The organism is Sphingobacterium sp. SGL-16, assembly GCF_011043515.1.
In the GTDB taxonomy this organism is placed as follows: domain Bacteria; phylum Bacteroidota; class Bacteroidia; order Sphingobacteriales; family Sphingobacteriaceae; genus Sphingobacterium; species Sphingobacterium litopenaei.
This window is the reverse complement of sequence record NZ_JAAKGQ010000136.1, coordinates 1-282: the sequence shown is the minus strand read 5'-3', so window position 1 is coordinate 282 and position 282 is coordinate 1. Positions and strand designations below refer to the sequence as shown.

Annotated in this window: 1 protein-coding gene; it reads left to right on the top strand. The window is 44.3% G+C overall.

Annotated features, from left to right (window positions below):
* Positions 1–282, top strand: a 282-nt coding sequence (locus G5B32_RS16995) for a transposase (protein ID WP_165292679.1), incomplete at both ends; no start/stop codon positions are given.

Here is a 282-nt window from a genome sequence, read left to right as displayed (position 1 = left end):
AGCCGATGGTCCGAAAGCCAGAAACATCGTGCTGAATTGTTGTTCATGCGGTTTCCCAAGCTAAAACAGGCTTATGATCTTGGAATTGCCTTAGGGGACATCTTCAATAAATGCAAGGACAAAAAGGTAGCATTTACCAAACTAGGCCTGTGGCATAATCAGGTTGAGAATGCGGGCATTACTTCCTTTGAGAGCGTAGCACGATCTATTGCAGCGCATCATCAATACATCCTACACTACTTCGACAACAGAAGCACCAATGCTTCCGCAGAATCTTTCAAT